Consider the following 22,461-nt stretch of genomic DNA (forward strand, 5'->3'; position numbering starts at 1 on the left):
GCTGATAAACAAAAAATTATAGCGACAAGGAGAAAAAACAATGAAAGAATATTTACCAATTGGAAGCGTAGTGCTGCTTAAGGGTGGTACTAAAAAAATAATGATCTACGGAAGAAAACAAATGGCAGTAGAAAGCGGAAAGATGTATGATTATGTGGCCTGCTTTTACCCGGAAGGCAATGTGAGTGATGAATATACCTTCCTATTTGACCATAACCAAATTGACAAAGTCATTTTCAAAGGATACAGCGATGACGAAGACAAAAAGTTTATCAAAGAAGTCCTAAACGCGGACGAAGCCGAAGAAACAAACGGGCCGGCATAATTGCCAGCCCGTTTGTTTCTAACACAAAATTACATTCCGCTGTTGTTAAAGCGCGCAAGGAAGGCTTTTGTGCGTTCGCTCTTTGTATTGCCGAACACCTGCTCCGGTGTCCCCTGCTCCACAATCACACCGTCCGCCATGAAAACGACACGGTCCGCAACATCGCGTGCAAACGCCATTTCGTGTGTAACAACAACCATCGTCATGTGTTCCTCCGCCAAGCCGCGGATGACTTTCAAAATCTCGCCCGTAAGCTCCGGGTCAAGCGCGCTCGTCGGCTCGTCGAAAAACAGGATGTCCGGATTCATGGCAAGCGCCCGCGCAATGGATACACGCTGCTGCTGTCCGCCGGAAAGCTGGCATGGATAGGAGTCCGCTTTGTCGGCAAGGTCCATTTTCTCCAGCAGTTCACGGGCGGTTTTCTCCGCTTCTTCTTTCGTTTTCCCAAGCACACACATCGGTGCTTCCGTGATGTTCCGAAGAACGGAGAAATGCGGGAAAAGGTTGAAGTTCTGGAAAACAAGCCCCATGTGCAAGGCAATGCGGCTGCAGGTTGCGCGATCGGCATAGACTGCCTTGCCGTCAGGGCCGGTCGTCGTAAGCTTTTCCCCGCAGACGGTGATTTCACCGCTGTCTACGGTTTCCAGCTGCGTAATGCAGCGGAGCAAAGTGCTCTTTCCGGAACCGGAAGGGCCGATAATCGTGAGCACCTCGCCCTTTTCAACGTCTATGGAAATACCCTTGAGGATTTCTTCGCCGCCGAACTTTTTGCGGATATTATGTGCAGTTAAAATAGGCATTCCGAGTTCCTCCTAACGGTAATAAGCATAGTGTTTTTCGGCGGCGGTAAAGCACCGCGTAACAATGGCGTTCATCAGCAAATAGAACACGCCGGCAATGGCGAACGGCACCATGCTGACGGCAGAGGATACCCAGTCGGAAGTCGTTTTCAGCAGCTCAACGACGCCGATTACCTGCGCGAGGGATGTATCTTTCACCAAGGTGATAAACTCGTTGCCCATCGGAGGAAGAATCGCCTTGATGACCTGCGGGAGCAGAATGCGGAAAAATGTCTGCTGCCGCGTCATGCCAAGGACTTTTGCCGCTTCCCTCTGCCCGCGCGGAATCGACGCGATGCCGCCGCGGAAAATCTCCGCAAAATAGGCGGCATAATTCAATACAAAGGCAACTTCCGCCGCGGGAATACGGTCCAGTTGAATGCCGAAAATCGGCTTAAAACCATAGAAGATAAACAGAAGCTGAAGCATCAGCGGCGTGCCGCGCATCAGCAGAATATAAATTCTGACGGGTACGTTGATAATTTTGATTTTTGTCATGCGTCCCAGAGCGACGAGCATGCCGAGCGGCAGCGCAAAAATTGCCGTGACGAAAAAAATGCGCAGTGTCACGAGCGTCGACTCCAGCATCTGCGTAATCAATACATTGTAGTTCAAGTAGTATATCCTCCCCAATTACTTTCTGGCAAGGCGAAAGCCCGGAGCATCCCTGCAGGGTTGCACCGGGCCCTTGCGTATGGATTTGTTACTCTTTCGGAATGGTAATAACGTCTTTTCCAAACCATTTCTGCGAAATCTTCGTAGCCGTTCCGTCCTTCGCCATTTCTTTGAGGGCACCCTCGATTTTCTGCTTCAAAGCCTCATCGTTCTTTCGGAAACCGATTACATAATCCTCAACAGCAAGTGAGGCCTCTTTACCGTCTTTATCCTTCAGAATTCGATAAGCATTCGGATTTTTCGTGAGGTAATACCTTGCAACAACTTCGTCGACGGCAATGGCATCAATGGTCCCGTTCTGAATTTCAAGCACAGCCTTGCTGTAGTCATCAATCTTGACAACATCCTGCAACGACTTCTTGAAGTCGGCATTTGCCGGGTCATTCAAGGCTGTTTCCGCTGAGGAATCAGACTGAACACCAATAACCTTTCCGGCCAGGCTGTCAAGGCCATTGTAGGAAGAATCCGTTTTTACCAGAATAATCTGGTTGTTGCTCATGTAAGGAACGCTGAGGTTGCATTTTTTTGCACGCTCTTCCGTTTTGCTGTAACCGTTCCACAGACAGTCCACATTGCCGTTGTCCAGTTCAGCCTGTTTGTTGTCCCAGTCAATTGGCTGAAATTTTACGGAAATGCCAAGGCGTTTGCAGGCTTCCGTAGCCATATCGATGTCAAAGCCGACGGTCTCACCCGTCTCCGTGTCTATGTAGCCCATAGGCGGAAAGGCTTTGTCGAATCCGACAACAAGCTGCCCTGCGGATTTAACTTGCTCCCAAGACTGATCGTTTGAATTCTTTGCCGAATCAATAAGTCCGCAGCCAGATGCGGAAATGAGAAGAAGCCCCGCCGAAAGAATCACAGCCAGCTTTTTCGCTTTTATCATATTACGATACACTCCAAATTTCACTTTATATCTGTATGCTACCATATTACCTAACTAAAGTAAATAGGCAACAGCAATTTCGGCGGGTTGCCCTTTTTTGCCCGGCTTTCTAGACAGGATTCAGTCTTTTTCACAAAAATCAGACCAATTCTTGGTACTGTTAGAGTCTTAGCTTATTTTTATTGTATCATAAGGATGAAAAAGAGAAAAGTCAAAAACTATATTTTCCTCAACCGGCAGCAATTGAATCCAAATTCTTTTCGTACTATAATGTTTAAAAGAAGTCATTGCGGTGATTATGGATGAGATTTCTCATATTATCTACGGCAACCGGTGAGGGGCATAATTCCGCCTCTCTGGCTGTCGGCAAGGCTTTGGAGGCACGAGACTGTGAGACCAAGGTTCTTGATGTTCTCAAATTAAAAAAAGAATCGGTTTCCCGGCGGGTTTCGGACCTTTACGCCGGCATTACGGTACATTCTCCGCGTTTTTTCAGTAAACTTTACCGCATCGGCGAATTGATTTCCTCGCCGGGTGGTCACTCGCCGATTTACGGATTAAATACTCTATATGCAGACCGTCTTTTTGAAGAAATTACCCGTTTTCGGCCGGATGCGATCATCTGCCCGCACATTTTTTCCGCACAGGCTATCACTCATCTGCGCAGGGGCCATGGCTTAAAGCTCCCCGCGGCAGGTCTCGCGACGGATTACACCTGCATCCCGTTCTGGGAAGAATCGTCGCTTGACAGCTACATCATTCCCCACGCCGCGCTCAAGCAGGAATTCGCCTCAAAAGGCATTTCGCCTGAACTTCTTTGCCCGCTTGGAATCCCTGTGCAGCCGGAATTTTTGAAACACGTACCGAAGGAAGAAGCGCGCCGCTCATTTCACCTGACGGCTTCGCATATCTTTTTGCTGATGGGAGGAAGTATGGGCTACGGCGACATCGACCGCATTGCCGCGGCGCTGACCGAAGCCATACCGGACTCTCAGGCTGTAGTTTTGTGCGGCAACAACCAAGAGCTTCTGCATAGACTAATACCGACAGAAAAAATCATTCCATTTACCTATACAGACCGGGTTGCGGAGCTGATGGACGCCGCCGATGTCGTTTTAACAAAGCCGGGAGGTCTCTCCTCTACGGAAGCGATTGCGAAGCGCGTTCCGCTTGTCCTGACCCAACCGATTCCCGGCTGCGAACAGAGAAACGCGGAGTTTTTAAGTTCTCACGGGGCAGCCGTTTTTCGGCAGGATATAAAGGATATTGTTTCGGCTGTCCGTGAACTAGCGCTCGACGAAGGTGCCGCAGAAAATATCAAAGAGGCCCAGAAGAAATTCTGGCCGGACGATACAAATGAACGGATTGCCGATTACCTGATTGCGCTTGCTTCCCGCACTGTCGGCTGCAAGGTGCAGTAAAGGGAGGAAACGCTCATGTCCGATTTTTTCCATTCTTATGTGTTTTTCACGCTGATCGGATTTTTGTCTGGATCGGTGATGTATTCTTATAGCTTACCGAAGCTCCTGAAAGGTATTGATATCCGCGAGAAAGCGCCCGACCGAAACCCGGGCGGTGCCAATGCGATTCTTGCCGCAGGAAAGCCAATTGGTCTTCTTTGCATTTTTCTTGATGTTTTAAAAGCTTTTCTGCCTGTGTACGCGGCGGTTACATACGCAGGAATCACCGGTGCGCAGCTGATTCCGGTGGTTGTGGCGCCGGTGCTCGGCCATGCATTTTCGCCATTCCTGCGTTTTCGAGGCGGTAAAGCCGTTGCCTCTTTTTACGGCGTTCTGCTTGGTCTTTGGCCGGTGAGCCATATTCTGATTCTGCCGGCAATCAATATGTTCCTTTTCAAATTCATTTTTGTAACAACTCCTGATTCTGTCTGCGTTTTTGTCAGTTTGTTTTTTACTTGCTGCGCGATGTTTTTTGTGGAACCGAATATCTTTGTGCGTACTGCGCTCTTTCTGATTGGAGCCATTGTAGTTTATAAAATTGCGCGGAATCCGAATCAAGGAAAAATTACCGTTAAGTTTGGAGGTCATGTTCTGTTAACGGCAGATTTTCTGCCGAAATTCCGGCGCCCATAATTCGTGGGGTGAAACCATCACACTGCCGAGCACTTCCGCCGACTCCGTCCCTTACAGATATTTCCGCAGGCCCGACCCGAATAATCGGCGGCGGCGCTCCGCAGAATACAACGGAAAGGAGCGGTAACGATGATAGTGACTTACACCAAACCGGAAGACTATGACAGAATTCCAGATGACGATGAGCTTCCGGAAGACGACACGCCTTTTTATTACAGTCAAACTCATCGGTCATACCTTGACATTCTGCCGTCCTTTCTTTCGGGCGATCCGGATGAGCCGGATTTCGACGATGGCTTCCTCTACTGAGCAAAAGCGAAACAGCCGCCCTTTTGGGGCGGCTGTTTCGCGTCTTATTGATACTGCGGGTTCTTTTACTCCCTCATGCTAAGCTCTTCTAGGTTGCGCCGCAGCCCCTCTTCGGTATCCCCGCCTTTTTGAAGCAGCCGCTGCTGCGTTTCTTCCGGCAGGCTGAGGAACGCTCTTTCAAGCGAATTTCTTGCTGCTCCAATCGGAATAATCCCGTCAAAAAAACCATCAATCATAAAAGCGCCACCTCCGACAAATATTCTCCCCTTTCTGGACAAGTTCATGTTTCCGTTTTCAGGCATTTTGTATAGCTTTTGGATATTGGAGGCAGAAAAATCGTGTGAAAACCGAAGCATATGAGAGGAAAACGGAGCATTTCTGCTGGTAAATCAAATTAATCTTGAAATATTTCAAAAATTATTAAAAAATCATTGACAATCATGAACTTTACGTCTATTATGTGATATGTTGCGTTTGCATCTTAAAGGGAAGCTTTTTTCGACAACAGTCGAGGGCTTTTCCGATTCCGGCGGCGTGACTGCCGCAGTCTCATTTACTGCGAAAAATCCTTTGCGGAGGGCAGTCCTAAAAGCGCAGCCGGGGGAATGCGTTCAGTCTTTTTGACTGGCACAGCTTTAATTTTACCGCAAAGGGGATGCACTTATGGAAAAAGTATCAATTATCGATCTGAAAAACATCGCCGTTTCATTTGACGGAGAGGCCGTGCTGAAGGACTTTAACCTCAGCATTGACGACGGAGAATTTGTTACGCTGCTCGGTCCTTCGGGCTGCGGAAAAACAACAACCCTTCGCATTATAGGCGGCTTCGTCCATCCGGACTCTGGCGATGTTTTTTTCAACGGCAAAAAGATTACAAATCTTCCGCCTCACAAGCGAGAAGTTAATACAATCTTTCAAAAGTACGCACTGTTCCCGCACCTGAACGTTTACGATAACATTGCCTTCGGTATGCGCGTGCACGGAAAGAGTGAACGCGAAGTAAAGGCAAAGGTCACGGAAATGCTCAAACTGGTGAACCTGACCGGCTTTGAGCACCGCAACGTGAACCTGCTTTCCGGCGGTCAGCAGCAGCGTGTTGCCATAGCCCGTGCGCTTGCAAACGAACCGAAGGTTCTGCTTTTGGACGAGCCGCTCGGCGCGCTTGACCTGAAGCTGCGCAAGGATATGCAGGTTGAACTGAAGAAAATTCAAAAGCAGACGGGCATCACTTTCGTGTTCGTAACGCATGACCAAGAAGAAGCTCTCTCCATGTCCGACGAAGTCGTGGTCATGGATAAGGGCCAAATCCAGCAGATCGGCACCCCGCTCGACATTTACAACGAGCCGAAAAATGCGTTTGTGGCCGATTTCATCGGGGAAAGCAATATCATTGACGGCATCATGCACGAAGATTATCTCGTCGAATTCTCCGGCAAGAAATTCCGCTGTGTCGACAAGGGCTTCCGCAAGGATGAACCGGTTGACGTCGTTATTCGCCCGGAGGACGTTGACATTGTTGCTCCAAGCGATGATGTTTTGACCGGTGTTGTTGTGAATGTTACCTTTAAGGGCGTGTTCTATGAAATTATCGTCGACGTTGCCGGTTTCAAATGGATGATTCAGACAACCGAACACGAAGAGGTCGGCGCCCGAATTGGCCTCTCGATTCAGCCGGATGAAATTCATATCATGCATAAATCCGAGTACTCAGGCACCTTCGGCGATTACAGCTCCTTCAGCGACGAAATGGATGAGGACAGCAATGCCCTTTCCGAAGGCAGAGAGGAGGCATAGCGCATTGAAACTGAAATCTGTTTCTCTGCCTTACCTTGTGTGGATGATCATTTTCATTATTGTCCCCACGGCTCTCGTTGTCATTTTCGCCTTCACCGATAAAAACGGTAATTTTACCTTGCAGAATATACAGGCAGTCGGGCAATACTCCAACGTGTTTCTTCGTTCCATCTGGCTCGGAGCAATTGCTACGATTATTTGCCTTTTGCTCGGCTACCCGCTTGCCTACATCATCTCAAAAACCAATGTGCGCAGGCAGAGTGTGCTGATTATGCTTGTGATGCTCCCCATGTGGATGAACTTTCTGCTCCGCACCTACGCTTGGATGACACTTTTGGAAGACAGCGGCATCATCAACCGCGTGCTGAACTTTTTCGGCCTTCCCTCCATTCATATGATTAACACCCGGGGCGCCGTAGTGCTTGGCATGGTCTACAACTATATCCCCTACATGATTCTTCCGCTCTACTCGGTGCTGACCAAAATTGACAAGCGCGTCATTGAGGCGGCGCAGGACCTCGGCGCAAACCGTCGCAAAGTCTTTCTTCGTGTAACGCTCCCCTTGAGCATGCCCGGCGTCATCTCCGGCGTAACCATGGTGTTCGTTCCGGCCGTCAGCACCTTCATCATCTCGAAGATGTTGGGCGGCGGCAGCAATCTGCTCATCGGCGACCTTATTGACATGCAGTTCCTCGGAAGCGCCTACAACCCGAACCTCGGTTCCGCCATTTCCCTCGTCCTCATGGTGCTGATTCTCATTTGCATGGGCATTATGAACCAGTTTGATGAAAACGGCGCAACAGAAGGGGGCGTGCTTGTATGAAAACAGCAGCTCGCATCTACACTTTCCTGATTTTTCTGTTCCTTTATGCCCCGATTGTGGTGCTGATTATTTTTTCGTTTAACAGTTCCAGTGTCGGAAGCCGTTCCGTTTTCACCGGCTTCTCGCTTCGTTGGTACAATCAGTTGTTTCAGGACAGCATGCTGCTTGCTGCCCTGCGGAACACGCTCATCATCGCGGTAGTGGCTGCTGCCGTTTCTACGGTTCTCGGCACCGCCGCGGCCCTCGGCATCACCCGCATGAACAAATGGCTTCGCCGCGTGGTCATGGATGTCACCAACTTCCCGATGGTAAACCCCGATATTGTAACCGGCGTTTCGCTGATGCTCCTTTTTGTGGCGGGCAACAAGCTGATCGGCGGTTCCACGCTCGGCATGACTTCCCTGATTTTCGCGCATATTACTTTCTGCCTGCCCTATGTAATTCTTTCCGTCATGCCGAAACTGCGCCAGATGGACCCGAACCTTGCGGAAGCAGCTCAGGACCTAGGTTGTACCCCCAGGGCGGCATTTTTTAAAGTTGTCCTACCGGAAATCATGCCCGGCATTATGACCGGATTGATTATGGCATTCACGCTTTCGATTGACGACTTTGTCGTCAGTTACTTTACAAGCGGAACAACGCAGACTCTGCCGATTTTCATTTACTCGATGACGCGCAAGCGCGTCAGTCCGGAAATCAATGCGCTCTCCACCTGCCTATTCGGTATCATCATTGTGCTTCTGCTCATCATCAATGTGCGCACGGCAAAGGATAAAAAGAGCGATGAAGCACCGGCAAAGGAGGTTTGAGAGACATTGAAAAGATTTCTTGCCGTTCTTCTTGCCTCTTTGCTTTTTATTGGGTGTGTTCCGGTTTCGGCAGCCGAAACCGAAACACAAAAACCGGCTGCGTCCACCGGCGTCACTATCAATGTCTATAACTGGGGCGAATATATTTCCAACGGCCAAGACGGTTCCATGGATGTCAATGCCGAATTCACAAAAGAAACCGGCATCAAGGTGAATTACACCACCTTTGAAGACAACGAATCGCTCTATTCCAAAATGGCCGGCGGCGGCGCCGATTATGACGTCATATTTCCATCCGATTACATGATTTCCAAGATGATTCGGGAAAATATGCTCGCGAAACTCGATTTTAACAATATCCCGAATTTCAAGTATGTTGACAAGGCTTACCGGAACCAAGCCTATGACCCAACAAACGAATATTCCGTCCCATATACCTGGGGCGTGGTCGGCATCTTCTACAACAAAAAATATGTGAAGGAGAAGGTCGACAGCTGGAAAATCCTTTGGGATAAGAAATACGCCGGCAAAATACTGATGTTTGATAACCCGCGCGACGCCTTTGGGATCGCGCAGAAAATTCTCGGCTACTCCTTCAATTCGCAGAATATCGACGAATGGAACGAGGCCGCCAAACTTCTGGAAGAACAAAAGCCATTGGTTCAGGCCTATGTCATGGACCAGATTTTTGACAAGATGTCCAGCGGTGAAGCGTGGCTTGCCCCCTATTACGCAGGCGACGCGGCGACCCTCGTCAGCGAAAACGAAGACATCGGCTTTGCGATTCCCACCAAGGAAGGCACAAACTTCTTTGTAGACGCCATGTGCATTCCAGCGGGATCCAAGCACAAGGCGGAAGCGGAGGCTTACATCAACTTCCTCTGTAGGCCGGATGTTGCCGCTGCAAACATGGAAACAGTCGGCTATTCGTCGCCGGAAACGGAAGCAAAAAAACTTTTACCGGAAGAAATTCAGAACAACCCTATCATCTATCCGCCCGAAAGCATTTTGAAAAATGCGGAAGCCTTTACTGCTCTTCCCGATGACATCAGCCTTCAGGTCGATACCCTCTGGGCGCAGGTCAAGATGGGAGGCGCCGGCCAGACCACGACGCTGGTTCTTGTCTTCGTTGGTTTCTTTGCGGTTTACCTTGCCATTGTGATTTGGAAAAAAATCAAGCTCAAACAGCAAAAATAAACGCGGAAAAAATCCCCCGTTCCTTTCTTGGAACGAGGGATTCTGTATTTTTGAACTTTTAGTAAATCCTCATGAAAAAGCCTTGGCAGAAATTTAAGAATGCACTATACTTTATAAATATGGACAAGTTTTCTCTCCACCGAACATGCATACCTGATGAAAGGCAGTATCAGATATGAACGATGAGTCACGCGAACAAAATTCGCTGAACAAAAATGAAAGAAATAAACGCTTAGCCATTGCGGCTGCTGCAATGGCCGTTGCAGCATGCGCTGTTATTTTAGCTTGCAGACCGGATTACCGCGATAGTCTGCTGACCGGTCTTTCTTCCGCTTTTTCGGCTGACCAAACGGCGAAAGCAGTCCAACTCACCAGCTCGGCCTCCGTACCTTCGACACCTTCTTCCGCGGCGTCTACATCTTCCGCGGCGTCTGCATCTTCCGCGTCTCCTGCGTCTTCCGAGGCATCCGCGGCTTCATCTGCCGCTTCATCCTCGCAGGAAAACTCTTCCGCTGCCGCTCCCAATGTCTCTTTGGTGACGGTACCGCCCCAGATTTCGCTTGAGGACGCCGCTCGTCCCCTTTGGATTGATGTGTCCATTGCCGCGCAGCGGGTTACTGTTTTTGACGCGAACAGGATGATTGTGAAACAATTCGTCTGCTCAACCGGAAGTCCGGGCAACGATACCCCAACGGGCACATTCCGAATTCAAGACCGCGGGAAATCCTTTTACAATAAAGACTCGCAGGAAGGCGGCTATTACTGGACTCAGTTTTATGGCGACTACCTCTTTCACAGTGTTCCCTTCGACAAGAACCAGAATCTGAAGCCGGAAGAAGCAGCAAAAATCGGCACGCCCGCTTCTCACGGCTGTGTACGGCTTCTGATGGACGACGCAAAATGGATTTACGACAACATTCCTCGAGGCACCGTTGTATTGATTCATAAAGACAACTAGAACAGGAGAAATTCATGACACAAAACGGCATCATTTTTGATATCGACGGCACTCTCTGGGATGCATCGGAACCGGTAGCCGCCGCATGGAACGAAGTATTGGCGCTGCAAACCGACACCGCAGGCTTGCAGGTGACCCCAAAGCAGATTCAGAACTTGATGGGCAAAACCGCAGCGGAAATCAACCGAATCCTTTTTCCCAACCTCAGCGAGGAACGCCGGTCAAAAATCGGCGAGCTCTGCTCCAAACACACGAACGGCTACCTGCAGGAGCACCTTGGAACTCTTTATCCCCAGGTTAAGGAAACTCTGCGTAAACTGAGCCGAGATTTCCGGCTATTCGTTGTCAGCAACTGTCAAGCGGACTACCTGGAAATTCTTCTGGACCGCTGCGCTCTCCGCGGCTTTTTCACCGACGCCGAATGTTACGGCCGCACCTTGAAAAGCAAGGGTGAGAATATTCGGCTTCTCCTCGACCGGAACAATCTTGAAAAAGCCGTTTATGTCGGCGACACCCAGCTTGATTTTGATTCCGCAAAATATGCGGGAATACCCTTTCTGCACGCCGCCTATGGGTTCGGCTCAATAAAAGAGGAGGTTCCGGCAATTCAGGCGTTCTCGGAACTGCCTGTGGCGGTCTCAAAAATCTTCTGACGATTCATCCCATAACTCACGTTTCCAAAAGAAAGGAAAATCAGCACAATGAACTGGCTCATGCGTTTTTGGGCTTGGAGCAACAAGGTCATGGCGGGAAGATATGGAGGCGACCAGTTTTCCATTGCCATTCTTGTTCTCTACTGCATTCTGCTTCTGCTTTCCTCAATTCTGAAGCTTTGGATTTTATCTCTGCTAGCCCTTGCTGCACTGATTTGGTGCCTGTGGCGGATGCTTTCGCGCAACGTGGCAAAGCGCCGCAAAGAGAACGAATGGTTCCTAAAATGGTGGAATCCGGTTTGGAGATGGATGCGAGGCATTTCGTCCCGTTTCCATGCCGAACAGGAATACGCTGCCATGAAAGCGCGTGACAAAGACACTTGGAAGTATTACAGATGTCCAAAATGCAGGAACAAGCTGCGCGTCCCGAGAGGCAAAGGAAAAATTGCGATCACTTGCCCCGTCTGTCATTACGAATTCATCAAACGCACCTAAGTTATTTCTTGCTGCGGAACCACAGGGAAAGCAAAATTCCTATTACGATGCAAAGCACCGCTGCCAACATTCCCGTAAGGAACGGAGACATCTGGCTCTCAACGATAGTCAGCGGCGGTACAGCCGCAGCCGCTAAAGCAGGGCTGGAAAGCTTCTGGTTCTCCGCGCTGCTCTCGGCACCGCTCTCAACAGCGGAACCGTTCGTTCTCCCAGAGGCAGCGGGGGTACTTCTTACTGTGGTTCTAGCTGTGTTTCCGGCTGTACTTTTTGTACTTTTCTTTGCATCTTCAAGCGCTTTCTCTGCCTTGGTGTTTTTCTCAGATGTTTTTTTGCCGGAGGGCAATGCCGATGAGGCCGTCCCTTCGGCAATTTTTTGTGCGCGCTCCACCGTAACAACGTAAACGGATTTTGCTTTCCCGTCCGCTGACTTCACCGTAATCAAAATGGGCGTCTTTGAGCCGGCGGCATAAAGTGTGTAGCGGTTAATCTGTACGTCGCAGCCTTCCGGTGCACTGGTTCGGAACGTAACCGCCTTGACTTCGGAACCCACCGCAAGCCGGTAATCATAGATATCTCGTGCAAATGCCGGTTCCAGTGTGCCTTCCGACGGCACGAGGTCTGTAAGATACGCCTCTTCTTGTTTCGGTGTTGCCTGAAGATTGAGTGTAAAGGTCCGGAGCGTGTCAAGGACCATATCCTTACCTTCAAAGTCGCATGTCTGGTCAACACAGACGCAAATGTTCGTCGTGCCGGTCGGAATACCTCCGAGCACGGTAAAGTGATAGGTCAGGATGGTTCCCGAGAGTTTCGGGGCATACCCCTTGTCTACATTACACACATAAACAGAACACACTGGGTTGGAGATCTCATTCGTCTGCAGAGTTCCCGGCTCAATCTGAGCGGAAGGCGTGACGCCAGCAAGCTGCAGAACGGAATCGTCAAACGAGACACGCAGACGAAAGCCGGCGACGAATGCTCCCGGCTGGATTTTTACATTCAGCGATACCGTGTCGCCTGCGCTGACGCTCTGCTTGTCCGTAGAAAAGGCAAAAGCCGGCGATGCGGCTTTCACCTGCCGCACCGGCAAGATAAAGACAGCCAAAATACCTGCCAATACCGTTCGCAAAATTCGAGGATTTACCATTCGCATCCTCCTTGCTAAAAAACAAAGCAGCCAGCATCAGCCGGCTGCCTTTGGTGGTTTTCTTATGCTGTAACGGTCTTTTGCCCAATCTTCGCCGAGCTTAGGTCTCTTAGCATCTTTTTGCGCAAAGCCTGCAGGCGGAAACGGTTATAACGCTGCACGATGGCACACGGAAGATTACCCAGCAAGACAAAGAAGGATAGAACCAAACCGACAAGGAGCGGGTTGATGAGCAGCAAAACAACTGCACAAAGGCAATCGTTCAGATGCACCCATTCCCCTCGGCAAGTCTCCATAATGAATTCGTCAATATACTCAATGGAGGCGTCGCTGAAATGTTTTTTTGAAAGCCCGGTTTTTCCAATATGCTGAGGCAGTCTGTCTTTCCAAAGCTGGATTTTGAGATTCTCTCGATACCAACGGCCGCCTTGTTCCCATGGGCGGGCTACATAGCGTCCTTTTGAAGCGTCAAACGTAGCTGTTGGCAATTTTATGCATAAAATGAAAAAGAGAATGTGCCAAACGGCCACAATCACAAGGTTCCATAACAGCATATCGAGGAATGATGAATTCTTCGGCAACACTCTCACTTCCCCTTCAACGTATCGCCGGAGCGGTCATGCATATTACTGCAAATACATTCTTACACTCTAAATATTACATCTTTTTCTTTTTGTGTGCAAGAGTCGGTAAATAAAATTAGTTTGTCCAATCTAACGCAAAATATGACAAATCTTCAAAGCATCCTCTACCGTGGCAAATTAGCCGATGTTGTAAAAATGATAATCAGCCATTAGGGCAATATGTTCCTGCAACAGAGAACAGATTTCTTGCATAAAATATTGGAATATGGCGCTTCTTTGCAGAGTTTACTCACGTATTTTCAGGTTTTATCGAATCGGATGCGAAGATAACGCAAGCATACTTTGCATAATTTGTTGGCATGTAATGCATGTTTGTGGATGAAATATAGAAATTGAGGTTGAAAACTCCTATTTTTGCAATGTTTTGCTCAATTCATGCAATTGCCTTGACTTTTTTACAACATTCTCCTATAATGAACACATTACAGCAAAGATGTTGTAAGGCAATTTTGTTCTGCCTTCAGCATCTTTTTTTGTTTTTGAATTGTTCTCAATCTTGCTAGGGAGTGATTTTCGTTGAGCAATGTTCCAAAAATGTTTGGCAGCTTGGTTTTTAACGATACCGTCATGCAGGAGCGGCTTCCGAAAGAAATTTATTTGGCCCTGAAAGAGACACGAGAGTGCGGCAAGCCGCTTGAGCCGAAGGTTGCAGACGTAGTTGCCAACGCGATGAAAGAATGGGCACTGGAAAAAGGTGCAACGCACTTTACACATTGGTTCCAGCCCATGACCGGAATCACTGCCGAAAAGCATGACAGTTTCATTTCCCCCATTTCCGGCGGAAAAGTGCTGATGGAATTCTCTGGGAAAGAGTTGATTAAAGGGGAACCGGACGCTTCCAGCTTTCCTTCGGGCGGCCTTCGTGCAACCTTTGAAGCACGCGGCTACACAGCTTGGGACCCAACGAGCGACGCATTCATCAAAGGAAACTCACTCTGCATTCCAACGGCGTTTTGCTCCTACGGCGGTGAAGCTCTGGATAAAAAGACTCCCCTTCTTCGCTCCATGGATGCCATTAACAAACAGGCTCTCCGCATTTTGAGACTTTTCGGAAACACAACCGCCAAACGCGTCATTACAACCGTTGGGCCGGAACAGGAATATTTCCTCATTGATAAATCCATGTATGAAAAACGCAAGGACCTTGTCTACACCGGCCGCACTTTGTTCGGTGCAAAACCGCCGAAGGGGCAGGAGATGGAGGACCATTACTTCGGTGTCATCAAGCCTCGCGTAGCTGCTTTCATGGCGGAACTGGACGAGGAGCTCTGGAAGCTAGGCATCCTCGCCAAGACGGAACACAACGAAGCTGCCCCTTCTCAGCATGAACTCGCTCCGCTTTACACAACCAGCAACATTGCCACCGACCACAACCAGCTCATCATGGAAATCATGAAGAAGGTCGCGAACCGCCATAACCTGACATGCCTTCTGCATGAGAAGCCGTTCGAGGGCATTAACGGCAGCGGTAAACACAACAACTGGAGCCTTTCGACCGATACCGGTGAAAACCTGCTGGAACCCGGCGATTCTCCTCGCCAGAATGCGCAGTTCCTTCTTTTCCTTTGCGCTATCATTAAAGCAGTTGACGAGCATCAGGACCTGCTGCGCATTTCTGTGGCAAGCGCCGGAAATGACCACCGCCTCGGTGCAGATGAAGCGCCTCCGGCCATCATTTCCATCTTCCTCGGCGATGAGCTGACCGAAATTCTCAAGTCGATTGAAGACGGCACTCCCTACGAGCAAAAAGATAAGGTCTTTATGGAAATCGGAACGGATATTCTCCCTCGTTTCCCGAAAGACACAACCGACCGCAACCGCACTTCTCCGTTTGCCTTCACAGGCAACAAGTTTGAGTTCCGCAGCGTCGGCTCCACTGCCTCGATCGCCTGCCCGAACATGATGCTGAACACCATTGTTGCCGATGTGCTGGAGGAGTTTGCCGACAGGCTGGAAAAGGCAAAGGACTTCAAGTCTGAGCTAAATAAGGTTATCAAAGAGACCATTCACAACCATAAGCGCATTATCTTTAACGGAAACAACTATTCTCCGGAATGGGTGGCAGAAGCCGAAAGACGCGGCTTGCTGAACCTTCGCAGCACGGTTGATGCTCTGCCGTACTACATAAAAGAAGAAAACGTGAAACTTCTGAGTAAGCATCACGTCCTCTCCAAAACCGAAATCTACGCCCGATATGACATTGAGCTTGAGAATTACTACAAGCAGATTCACATTGAAGCGCTCACCATGCTTGACATGATTAAGAAAGATATTCTCCCGGCTACCGCGGCCTATGAAAAAGATCTGGCGGAAACGATTTGCCGAAAGAAGGAAATCGGCATCAGTGCTGGCTTTGAAGAAGATCTGCTCAAGAAGCTCTCCAGCTATTCGGAAAAGCTCTACGACGAAGCCGAAAAGCTCGAAAGCGACGTGGAAAATGCTCCGGCGAACGCCACAACGTACGATTTGGCGTATTACTACCGCAACACTGTTTTTGAACAGATGGAAGCCACCCGGAAGCCCGCCGACCTTATTGAATCTCTTGTCGGCTCCAAATACTGGCCGTATCCGACTTACGGTGATCTGCTTTTCAGCGTAATTTAAACTTGATTGCTTCTTAATCCATTACTATTTCTTCCTATAAAAAGGCGCCCGCATTGCGGGCGCCTTTTCTTTATTCCTCTATTTATTTCTGGCCGATTTCAAACTGATTCAAGCGGTGGCCGCTAAGTTGCAGATGATTCGATAATTATGCATTCGATTTTTCGATACTTTTAATTCCAAATTTGTGCAATATAGGAACGATTACAGAAATATTCAGCCAACATTTATGCAATTAATAGAACACTTCCAAGATAATTCAAGAAAAAGCCAATTATTGACACAACATATTTCGTGTATTAAAATGAAAATATGTTTCGAAATTACGTAATTCAATCGTGAAAGAAGCTGGTGGGTTGAGTAATTTCTATTTTCAAAATGACCCAGTAAAGTTGTCAGCCATCTATAATTCACCTGACTTTGAAAAGAACTATTACTATTCCGGAGAACTCGGAGCCATTTATACCCCGCAAGCCACCACATTCCGCGTGTGGGCACCTCTTGCAGACGACGTCTCGCTTTGTCTTTATACGCAGGGTTCCGGCGGAAATGTCATTCAAAAACACACTTTGCATCAGACCGGCCGTGGCGTATGGGAATTGGAACTGCCCGGTGATTATGAGGGCATTTATTATACATATGAAATATCAAATTTCGGAGTCTCCACAGAAACAGCCGACCCTTATGCGAAAGCCGCGGGAGTCAACGGCAGGCGAAGCATGGTTGTAGACCTTTCCAAGACCAATCCTCCGGGTTGGGAAAACGATATGGTTCAAAGGCCGGAACATCAAACCGACGCCATTGTCTGGGAAGTTCATGTCGGAGACTTTTCCAATGACCCGAACTGCGGTGTACGTAAGGAGTGGCGCGGAAAATATCTGGCGTTTACGGAAACGGACACCACACTTCCGGATGGCAAAACGCCAACCTGCCTGAATTATCTGAAAAAACTCGGTATCACCCATGTTCAGCTCATGCCGGTATACGATTACGGCAGCGTCGACGAGTCACAGCCTGGCAAGGCGTTTAACTGGGGATATGACCCTCTGAATTATAACGTTCCGGAGGGTTCCTATTCCACCGATCCGTTTCATGGCCAAACGCGCATCTTCGAATTCAAAAAGATGATTGCCGCGCTGCACCAGGCCGGCATCGGCGTCGTGATGGACGTAGTTTACAACCACACTTTTGAAGGCCCCGGCTCCTGGTTTCACCGCACAGTTCCGTATTATTATCACCGCACTACACCAGATGGAAAATTTGCAGACGGTTCGGCCTGCGGTAACGAAATAGCGAGCGAACGCTGCATGTGCCGAAAATATATCCTTGATTCCGTGCGGTACTGGGCTGAAGAATATCATATCGACGGGTTTCGCTTCGACCTCATGGGCCTGATCGATGTGGAGACCATGAACTGCATTCGCGATGAACTGGACAAACTCCCTAACGGAAAAAAGATTCTGATGTACGGCGAACCGTGGTACGCTTCTGCGCCGTCAATGCGAGCGGGTAGCCTGCCCGCCGACAAAGCGCACCTGACATTGCTCCATCCGCGCATCGGAGCATTCTGCGACAATACCCGCGACGCGATTAAGGGCGATGTCTTTTTCCGGCACAAAAAGGGCTTTGTACAGGGAAATCTGAAATTGGAGAACGACATAAAAGCATCTCTTCAGGGGTGGACCAGAAGCGACTTTGCCGAACCGATCGCATCGGCGCCGACTCAAATCGTTTCTTATGTTTCGGCACATGATAATTTGACTCTGTGGGATAAATTAATCGCTTCCACCAAGCGCGGAAGGATTTATACCGCGTACGATGAAGAAATTGTCTGCCTGAACAAACTCTGTGCCGTGTTGTATCTAATGGCGCAGGGAATGCCCTTCCTTCAGGCCGGAGAAGAATTTGGCCGCACAAAGCGCGGAATGGACAACAGCTTCCGCGCACCTGCCGAAAGAAACCGCCTAGACTGGAAAAGAACCCTCGAATTCTCCGATCTTCTGAACTATTACCGCGGATTAATCGAAATCCGTTTGGCCTTTCCAATGCTCCGTGATTCTACCTCACGAGCGGCAGGCAAAATGAAGTTTGCGGATTCCGTTCCCGGCACGGTTGCATTTACGTTGAGCGATGATAAAGACATCATTCTCGTATGCGTAAACGTACTCTCAGAGAATGCAGAAATCCAGTTGGAGCCCGATTTGCCGAACGAATGGGACATTCTTGTCGATTCTTCCGGAGCGGGAATCCTACCGTCCGGGAAAATGCGCGGCGATAAAATTTCGCTGTCGCGTAAATCTGCTGTAATTCTAAAAGCTGCTCTGCAGAAATAGTTTTTCGCAAATTGTTCGAAAAACATCTGTTAAATTCAAGTTTAACTGCTCATTATAATAGAAATAATCGAAAATGCAAAAAACAATATCCAAATTATTTGGCAATATAATGCAAAACTTATTGACATTACCGAATCGCAATGCTATACTTGTGAATGTAGCAATCGAAAATATTCGAAAATGTTTTAAGCATTGTTCGAATATTAATGCTTAATGCGAGTTAGGAGGTAGCAATTCATGAAAGAAAAAGCGTGGAAAAGAGTTTCTGTGGGTTTTTTAGCAGCAGCACTCACCGTTAGCCTAACAGCCTGCAATGGTGGAAGCAGTTCTACTTCCTCCACGACAACAGAAACTTCACAGGCAGAATCAAGCGCAACAACGTCATCCGATCCGGGTGAACAAGGTGCTAAGCTGACCCTCTGGGGTTCTGGTGACGACCAGGCTATGCTGAAAGAAATGGCAGCTGCCTTTGAGAAACTGCATGCAGACAAGAACTACAAGGTTACCGTCAATGTGCAGGATGAAGATAAGGCGCAGGCAGCCATCCTGAAGGATATCGATGCGGCAGCCGATGTTTTCGACGTACCGCATGACCAGCTCGGTGCCCTGGTAGAAGCAAACGCCTGCTATCCGAACACCGTATACGCTGACGAGGTCAAAGCAAACGATGACGCAGGTGCAGTCCAAGCCTCTACATACAAAGGCACGCTTTATGGTTATCCGCGTTCCGTCCAGTCCATCTTCCTGTACTACAATAAGAGCGTTCTGAGCAAGGACGACGTCAAAACGATGGAAGGCATGCTGAAGAAAGCGAAAGCAGCCGGTAAGGAAGTCGGCTGGGATATGGGCAACAACTACGACACTGCTCCTTTCTACTTTGCAAACGGCGTTAAGTTGTTCGGCGACGACGGCACAGACCCGAACGGAAGCACATTCAACAGCCCCGAAGCGCTTGCAGTTGCAAAATACATTTCAACGCTGAAGGCTCAGGGCCTGAAGAACATCAATGACGGTGACGTTGTTTCCCTGCTGAAGAACGGTTCCGTTGTTGCGCATGCTACCGGCTCTTGGAAATCTCAGGAGTTCATGAAGGCTCTCGGCGACAATTACGCAGTTGCTAAACTTCCGACCATTAACATTAATGGCGAAGACAAGCAGATTGTTTCTTTCGCAGGCTATACTCTTTACCTTGTAAACTCTCACACCAAATATCCGCAGGCCGCTATGCAGCTCGCTGCCTTCCTGACCAATGAAGAGAATCAGATCAAGGCATTCAAAGACAGAAAAGTTGTTCCGGCCAACAAAAAAGCACAAAGCGATCCTTCCGTAACCAGTGACGAAACCGTTGCGGCTCAGCTGGATCAGGCAAGGTTCTCCATCCCGATGCCTTCCGTTCCGCAGATGTCGAACTTCTGGTCCGATACCAGCATGGCTTACACAAAAGACCTTTTTGAAGGCAAAATCAAGGAAGCCGATATGCAGGCTAAACTGGACGCTTGGAATGATCTGCTCAAATCCAGCATCAAGAGCTAATTGACATAGCCTACGATACAATACTTTCTGAAATACTGACAGATGATTGCAGCTAAGTTCCTTCGGGGACTTAGCTGCAAGCGCTATGAACGCTGGGGTGGTAATTTTGGAGATAGTCGGCAAAGCAATAAAAATGCAAAATAATACAAAAAAGGCAAAAGTGCCTCTTACTTTTAAAGACAAAGAGGCAGGCTCTTACTTTATCATGGGATTTGCAAACTTTGTAAATCACCAAATTGGAAAGGGACTTCTTTTCCTTGGAATCGAGATTGGATACATCATTTTCATGGCACTGAAAGGCGTCAGCCTGATTCAGGGCCTTTATACGCTCGGCACAAAAAAAGAGGGCTGGGTAACCGTGCCGGGTGAGGCACTCCCTATTCTGCAAAAGGGAGATAACTCCATGCTCTTTTTGATTTACGGCGTGGCTGCCGTAGTAATCACCGGGCTGTTTATTTTGATGTACTTTATTAACCTGTCTTCTGCCAGAAAACTGGTCTCTGACCGTTTGGAGGGAAAGCGCCCCAATAGCTTTAAACAGGACATCAAATCGTTAGCAGATGAAAGATTCCACGGAACTATGCTGACTCTCCCGGTCCTGGGAATTTTGTTTTTTACCGTTTTGCCAATTATCTTCATGATTCTGATTGCGTTTACGAACTACGACAGCAAGCACCAGGTCCCAGGTAATCTGTTCCATTGGGTTGGGCTGACCAACTTTGCTAACATGCTGGGGGCAAACAAGATTCTTTCCGGTACATTTTTTCATGTGCTTGGATGGACTTTTGTCTGGGCCTTCTTTGCAACATTCTCAAACTATTTTCTGGGGATTATCGTTGCACTGATGATCAATAAAAAGGAAATCCGCTTCAAAGGTATGTGGCGCTCCATCCTAGTCACAACAATCGCAATTCCCCAATTTATTTCCCTGCTTGTCATGCAGAACATGTTCAACCTGTACGGCCCCATCAATGAGTTTTTGGTTTCCTTGGGTTTTGAGCGGGTCGATTTTCTGACTAACAATGCCACAAATGCGAGAATCGTCGTTTTGCTTGTCAACCTGTGGGTTGGCATTCCATATACCATGCTTATCACTTCCGGCATTCTGATGAACATTCCGAACGAATTGTATGAATCCGCAAAAATCGACGGCGCTTCTGCCGTTCAAATCTTTTTCAAAATCACAATGCCGTACGTCTTATTTGTTACAACGCCTTATCTGATTACCCAGTTTATCGGCAATTTGAACAACTTCAACGTAATTTTCCTTTTGACCGGCGGTGCTCCGACAACAACGGAATATTACCAGGCAGGCAAAACAGACCTGCTGGTCACGTGGCTCTACAAATTGACGGTTAACAACTACGAGTATAACCTTGCATCTACCATCGGTATCTTCTGCTTCATTATTTCTGCCACCATATCGCTTCTAACGTATCATCAGAGCGCTTCCTATAAGAGTGAGGGAGATTTTCAATGAAACATTCGAGCATAAAGGTAAGAAAAACAATAAGCACTACTTTGATTTACCTGATTCTGATTATTATATCAATCATCTGGCTGATTCCGGTGCTGTGGGTTGTACTCACTTCGTTCCGCCAGGAGCCAGGTGCCTTTACTTCCAATTTTATTCCGGAACACTGGACTTTGGACAATTACAGAAAACTATGGACCAACACGGTATACCCATTTAAAGATTGGTTTATCAATACCTTTTGGGTTGCCTGTGCTTCCTGCGCCATAAGCACATTCTTAACGCTTTCCGTAGCCTACGTTCTTTCCAGGCTGCGCTTTACTTTCCGTAAGACATATATGAATATTGCCCTGATTCTTGGCATGTTCCCCGGCTTTATGTCAATGATTGCCGTCTACTTCATCTTAAAAGCGGTAGGCTTAACGCAGAACCTTTGGGCATTGGTCATTCAGTATTCCGCAAGTGCAGGTCTCGGCTTCTACATAGCGAAAGGTTTCTTCGATACCATTCCCCGTTCTCTGGATGAAGCTGCGAAAATCGACGGCGCCACAAACGCTCAGATTTTCTATCATATCATCATGCCGAATTCCGGCCCAATTGTTGTTTATACCGCTTTGATGGCTTTCATAGGTCCATGGAACGACTTTATTTTCGCAAACGTCGTCATGGGCGATAACTACAACAAATGGACCGTAGCAATCGGCTTGTATCAGATGATACAGAAGAATAACATTTACAACAACTTCACACAATTCAACGCCGGCTGTGTCTGCATTGGTGTTCCCATCATGATTCTGTTCTTTATTCTGCAAAGATTCTATGTGGAAGGGATCACCGGCGGAGCAGTCAAAGGCTAGTAAGTGCAACTAATCCGCAAAA

General features: G+C 48.3%; 22 protein-coding genes. 16 read left to right on the plus strand and 6 right to left on the minus strand.

Annotation, left to right across the window (positions count from 1 at the left end):
- The first annotated feature begins 40 nt into the window (after positions 1-40).
- Positions 41-325 carry a DUF4176 domain-containing protein gene (locus NOG13_RS07005; protein WP_283109858.1) on the plus strand — a complete coding sequence of 95 codons (285 nt, stop codon included), beginning with the start codon at positions 41-43 and terminating at the stop codon, positions 323-325.
- A 29-nt stretch (positions 326-354) separates the two neighbouring features.
- On the opposite strand, the gene NOG13_RS07010 is transcribed toward NOG13_RS07005, so the two are convergent.
- The 3 genes from NOG13_RS07010 to NOG13_RS07020 all read right to left on the minus strand — a co-directional run bounded on the left by NOG13_RS07010 (position 355) and on the right by NOG13_RS07020 (position 2,722).
- A complete protein-coding gene (locus tag NOG13_RS07010) occupies positions 355-1,125 on the minus strand; it encodes an amino acid ABC transporter ATP-binding protein (protein WP_283109859.1) in 771 nt (256 codons plus the stop codon).
- A 12-nt stretch (positions 1,126-1,137) separates the two neighbouring features.
- Positions 1,138-1,779, minus strand: coding sequence for an amino acid ABC transporter permease (locus NOG13_RS07015; protein ID WP_283109860.1), 642 nt, complete (start codon positions 1,777-1,779; stop codon positions 1,138-1,140).
- 88 nt (positions 1,780-1,867) lie between these two features.
- Entirely contained in the window at positions 1,868-2,722 is an 855-nt protein-coding gene (locus NOG13_RS07020) for an amino acid ABC transporter substrate-binding protein (protein ID WP_283109861.1), read from the minus strand.
- 302 nt (positions 2,723-3,024) lie between these two features.
- Here NOG13_RS07020 and NOG13_RS07025 point away from each other — a divergent pair, with 302 nt between their 5' ends.
- From NOG13_RS07025 to NOG13_RS07035, 3 genes are all read left to right on the plus strand, one after another.
- Entirely contained in the window at positions 3,025-4,143 is a 1,119-nt protein-coding gene (locus tag NOG13_RS07025; protein ID WP_283109862.1) for an MGDG synthase family glycosyltransferase, read from the plus strand.
- A 15-nt stretch (positions 4,144-4,158) separates the two neighbouring features.
- Positions 4,159-4,815 (plus strand): glycerol-3-phosphate acyltransferase, encoded by a 657-nt coding sequence (locus tag NOG13_RS07030; protein ID WP_283109863.1) that lies wholly within the window; start codon positions 4,159-4,161, stop codon positions 4,813-4,815.
- Between the two features lie 129 nt (positions 4,816-4,944).
- A complete protein-coding gene (locus tag NOG13_RS07035; RefSeq protein WP_283109864.1) occupies positions 4,945-5,124 on the plus strand; it encodes a hypothetical protein in 180 nt (59 codons plus the stop codon).
- 65 nt (positions 5,125-5,189) lie between these two features.
- Here NOG13_RS07035 and NOG13_RS07040 read toward each other — a convergent pair whose 3' ends face one another.
- A complete protein-coding gene (locus tag NOG13_RS07040) occupies positions 5,190-5,360 on the minus strand; it encodes a hypothetical protein (RefSeq protein ID WP_283109865.1) in 171 nt (56 codons plus the stop codon).
- 427 nt (positions 5,361-5,787) lie between these two features.
- Between NOG13_RS07040 and potA the strand changes: the two genes are divergently transcribed.
- The 7 genes from potA to NOG13_RS07075 all read left to right on the plus strand — a co-directional run bounded on the left by potA (position 5,788) and on the right by NOG13_RS07075 (position 11,853).
- The gene (gene potA / locus NOG13_RS07045) at positions 5,788-6,918 is read left to right on the plus strand and encodes a spermidine/putrescine ABC transporter ATP-binding protein (protein ID WP_283109866.1); all 1,131 of its coding nucleotides are present in this window, start codon (positions 5,788-5,790) and stop codon (positions 6,916-6,918) included.
- Positions 6,887-7,741, plus strand: a complete 855-nt coding sequence (locus NOG13_RS07050; protein WP_416201146.1) for an ABC transporter permease — start codon at positions 6,887-6,889, stop codon at positions 7,739-7,741. Before potA ends, NOG13_RS07050 begins: the two co-directional genes overlap by 32 nt.
- Positions 7,738-8,550 (plus strand): ABC transporter permease, encoded by an 813-nt coding sequence (locus NOG13_RS07055; protein WP_283109868.1) that lies wholly within the window; start codon positions 7,738-7,740, stop codon positions 8,548-8,550. The genes NOG13_RS07050 and NOG13_RS07055 overlap by 4 nt, the downstream gene beginning before the upstream one ends.
- 6 nt (positions 8,551-8,556) lie before the next feature.
- Positions 8,557-9,747 carry an ABC transporter substrate-binding protein gene (locus tag NOG13_RS07060; RefSeq protein WP_283109869.1) on the plus strand — a complete coding sequence of 397 codons (1,191 nt, stop codon included), beginning with the start codon at positions 8,557-8,559 and terminating at the stop codon, positions 9,745-9,747.
- 175 nt (positions 9,748-9,922) lie between these two features.
- Entirely contained in the window at positions 9,923-10,705 is a 783-nt protein-coding gene (locus NOG13_RS07065; RefSeq protein WP_283109870.1) for a L,D-transpeptidase, read from the plus strand.
- A 14-nt stretch (positions 10,706-10,719) separates the two neighbouring features.
- Positions 10,720-11,358: an HAD family hydrolase gene (locus tag NOG13_RS07070; protein ID WP_283109871.1), complete on the plus strand. Its 639-nt coding sequence runs from the start codon at positions 10,720-10,722 to the stop codon at positions 11,356-11,358.
- A gap of 48 nt (positions 11,359-11,406) precedes the next feature.
- Positions 11,407-11,853: a hypothetical protein gene (locus NOG13_RS07075; protein WP_283109872.1), complete on the plus strand. Its 447-nt coding sequence runs from the start codon at positions 11,407-11,409 to the stop codon at positions 11,851-11,853.
- Between the two features lies 1 nt (position 11,854).
- Here the strand turns inward: NOG13_RS07075 and NOG13_RS07080 are convergent, their stop codons facing one another.
- On the minus strand, positions 11,855-12,997 hold the full coding sequence (locus NOG13_RS07080) for a cohesin domain-containing protein (RefSeq protein WP_283109873.1): 1,143 nt from the start codon (positions 12,995-12,997) through the stop codon (positions 11,855-11,857).
- 62 nt (positions 12,998-13,059) lie between these two features.
- Positions 13,060-13,581 carry a glycosyl-4,4'-diaponeurosporenoate acyltransferase CrtO family protein gene (locus NOG13_RS07085; protein WP_283109874.1) on the minus strand — a complete coding sequence of 174 codons (522 nt, stop codon included), beginning with the start codon at positions 13,579-13,581 and terminating at the stop codon, positions 13,060-13,062.
- A gap of 576 nt (positions 13,582-14,157) precedes the next feature.
- Here NOG13_RS07085 and NOG13_RS07090 point away from each other — a divergent pair.
- The 5 genes from NOG13_RS07090 (at position 14,158) to NOG13_RS07110 (ending at position 22,439) form a co-directional block, all read left to right on the plus strand.
- Positions 14,158-16,245: a glutamine synthetase III family protein gene (locus NOG13_RS07090; RefSeq protein ID WP_283109875.1), complete on the plus strand. Its 2,088-nt coding sequence runs from the start codon at positions 14,158-14,160 to the stop codon at positions 16,243-16,245.
- 353 nt (positions 16,246-16,598) lie between these two features.
- Positions 16,599-18,575: a type I pullulanase gene (pulA, locus tag NOG13_RS07095; protein ID WP_283109876.1), complete on the plus strand. Its 1,977-nt coding sequence runs from the start codon at positions 16,599-16,601 to the stop codon at positions 18,573-18,575.
- Positions 18,576-18,812: 237 nt separating this feature from the next.
- The gene (locus NOG13_RS07100) at positions 18,813-20,108 is read left to right on the plus strand and encodes an extracellular solute-binding protein (RefSeq protein ID WP_283109877.1); all 1,296 of its coding nucleotides are present in this window, start codon (positions 18,813-18,815) and stop codon (positions 20,106-20,108) included.
- Between the two features lie 133 nt (positions 20,109-20,241).
- A complete protein-coding gene (locus NOG13_RS07105) occupies positions 20,242-21,588 on the plus strand; it encodes a carbohydrate ABC transporter permease (RefSeq protein ID WP_283109878.1) in 1,347 nt (448 codons plus the stop codon).
- Positions 21,585-22,439 (plus strand): sugar ABC transporter permease, encoded by an 855-nt coding sequence (locus tag NOG13_RS07110; RefSeq protein WP_283109879.1) that lies wholly within the window; start codon positions 21,585-21,587, stop codon positions 22,437-22,439. The genes NOG13_RS07105 and NOG13_RS07110 overlap by 4 nt, the downstream gene beginning before the upstream one ends.
- Positions 22,440-22,461 lie beyond the last annotated feature (22 nt).

This window comes from Thermocaproicibacter melissae (assembly GCF_024498295.1).
Classification (GTDB): domain Bacteria; phylum Bacillota; class Clostridia; order Oscillospirales; family Acutalibacteraceae; genus Thermocaproicibacter; species Thermocaproicibacter melissae.

Bases quoted from the DNA above. Each gene is read 5' to 3' on its own strand.
- NOG13_RS07005 (WP_283109858.1), top strand. From the start codon at position 41: ATGAAAGAATATTTACCAATTGGAAGCGTAGTGCTGCTTAAGGGTGGT.
- NOG13_RS07010 (WP_283109859.1), bottom strand. From the start codon at position 1,125: ATGCCTATTTTAACTGCACATAATATCCGCAAAAAGTTCGGCGGCGAA.
- NOG13_RS07020 (WP_283109861.1), bottom strand. From the start codon at position 2,722: ATGATAAAAGCGAAAAAGCTGGCTGTGATTCTTTCGGCGGGGCTTCTT.
- NOG13_RS07025 (WP_283109862.1), top strand. From the start codon at position 3,025: ATGAGATTTCTCATATTATCTACGGCAACCGGTGAGGGGCATAATTCC.
- NOG13_RS07030 (WP_283109863.1), top strand. From the start codon at position 4,159: ATGTCCGATTTTTTCCATTCTTATGTGTTTTTCACGCTGATCGGATTT.
- NOG13_RS07035 (WP_283109864.1), top strand. From the start codon at position 4,945: ATGATAGTGACTTACACCAAACCGGAAGACTATGACAGAATTCCAGAT.
- NOG13_RS07040 (WP_283109865.1), bottom strand. From the start codon at position 5,360: ATGATTGATGGTTTTTTTGACGGGATTATTCCGATTGGAGCAGCAAGA.
- potA (WP_283109866.1), top strand. From the start codon at position 5,788: ATGGAAAAAGTATCAATTATCGATCTGAAAAACATCGCCGTTTCATTT.
- NOG13_RS07050 (WP_416201146.1), top strand. From the start codon at position 6,887: ATGCCCTTTCCGAAGGCAGAGAGGAGGCATAGCGCATTGAAACTGAAA.
- NOG13_RS07055 (WP_283109868.1), top strand. From the start codon at position 7,738: ATGAAAACAGCAGCTCGCATCTACACTTTCCTGATTTTTCTGTTCCTT.
- NOG13_RS07065 (WP_283109870.1), top strand. From the start codon at position 9,923: ATGAACGATGAGTCACGCGAACAAAATTCGCTGAACAAAAATGAAAGA.
- NOG13_RS07070 (WP_283109871.1), top strand. From the start codon at position 10,720: ATGACACAAAACGGCATCATTTTTGATATCGACGGCACTCTCTGGGAT.
- NOG13_RS07075 (WP_283109872.1), top strand. From the start codon at position 11,407: ATGAACTGGCTCATGCGTTTTTGGGCTTGGAGCAACAAGGTCATGGCG.
- NOG13_RS07080 (WP_283109873.1), bottom strand. From the start codon at position 12,997: ATGGTAAATCCTCGAATTTTGCGAACGGTATTGGCAGGTATTTTGGCT.
- NOG13_RS07100 (WP_283109877.1), top strand. From the start codon at position 18,813: ATGAAAGAAAAAGCGTGGAAAAGAGTTTCTGTGGGTTTTTTAGCAGCA.
- NOG13_RS07105 (WP_283109878.1), top strand. From the start codon at position 20,242: ATGCAAAATAATACAAAAAAGGCAAAAGTGCCTCTTACTTTTAAAGAC.
- NOG13_RS07110 (WP_283109879.1), top strand. From the start codon at position 21,585: ATGAAACATTCGAGCATAAAGGTAAGAAAAACAATAAGCACTACTTTG.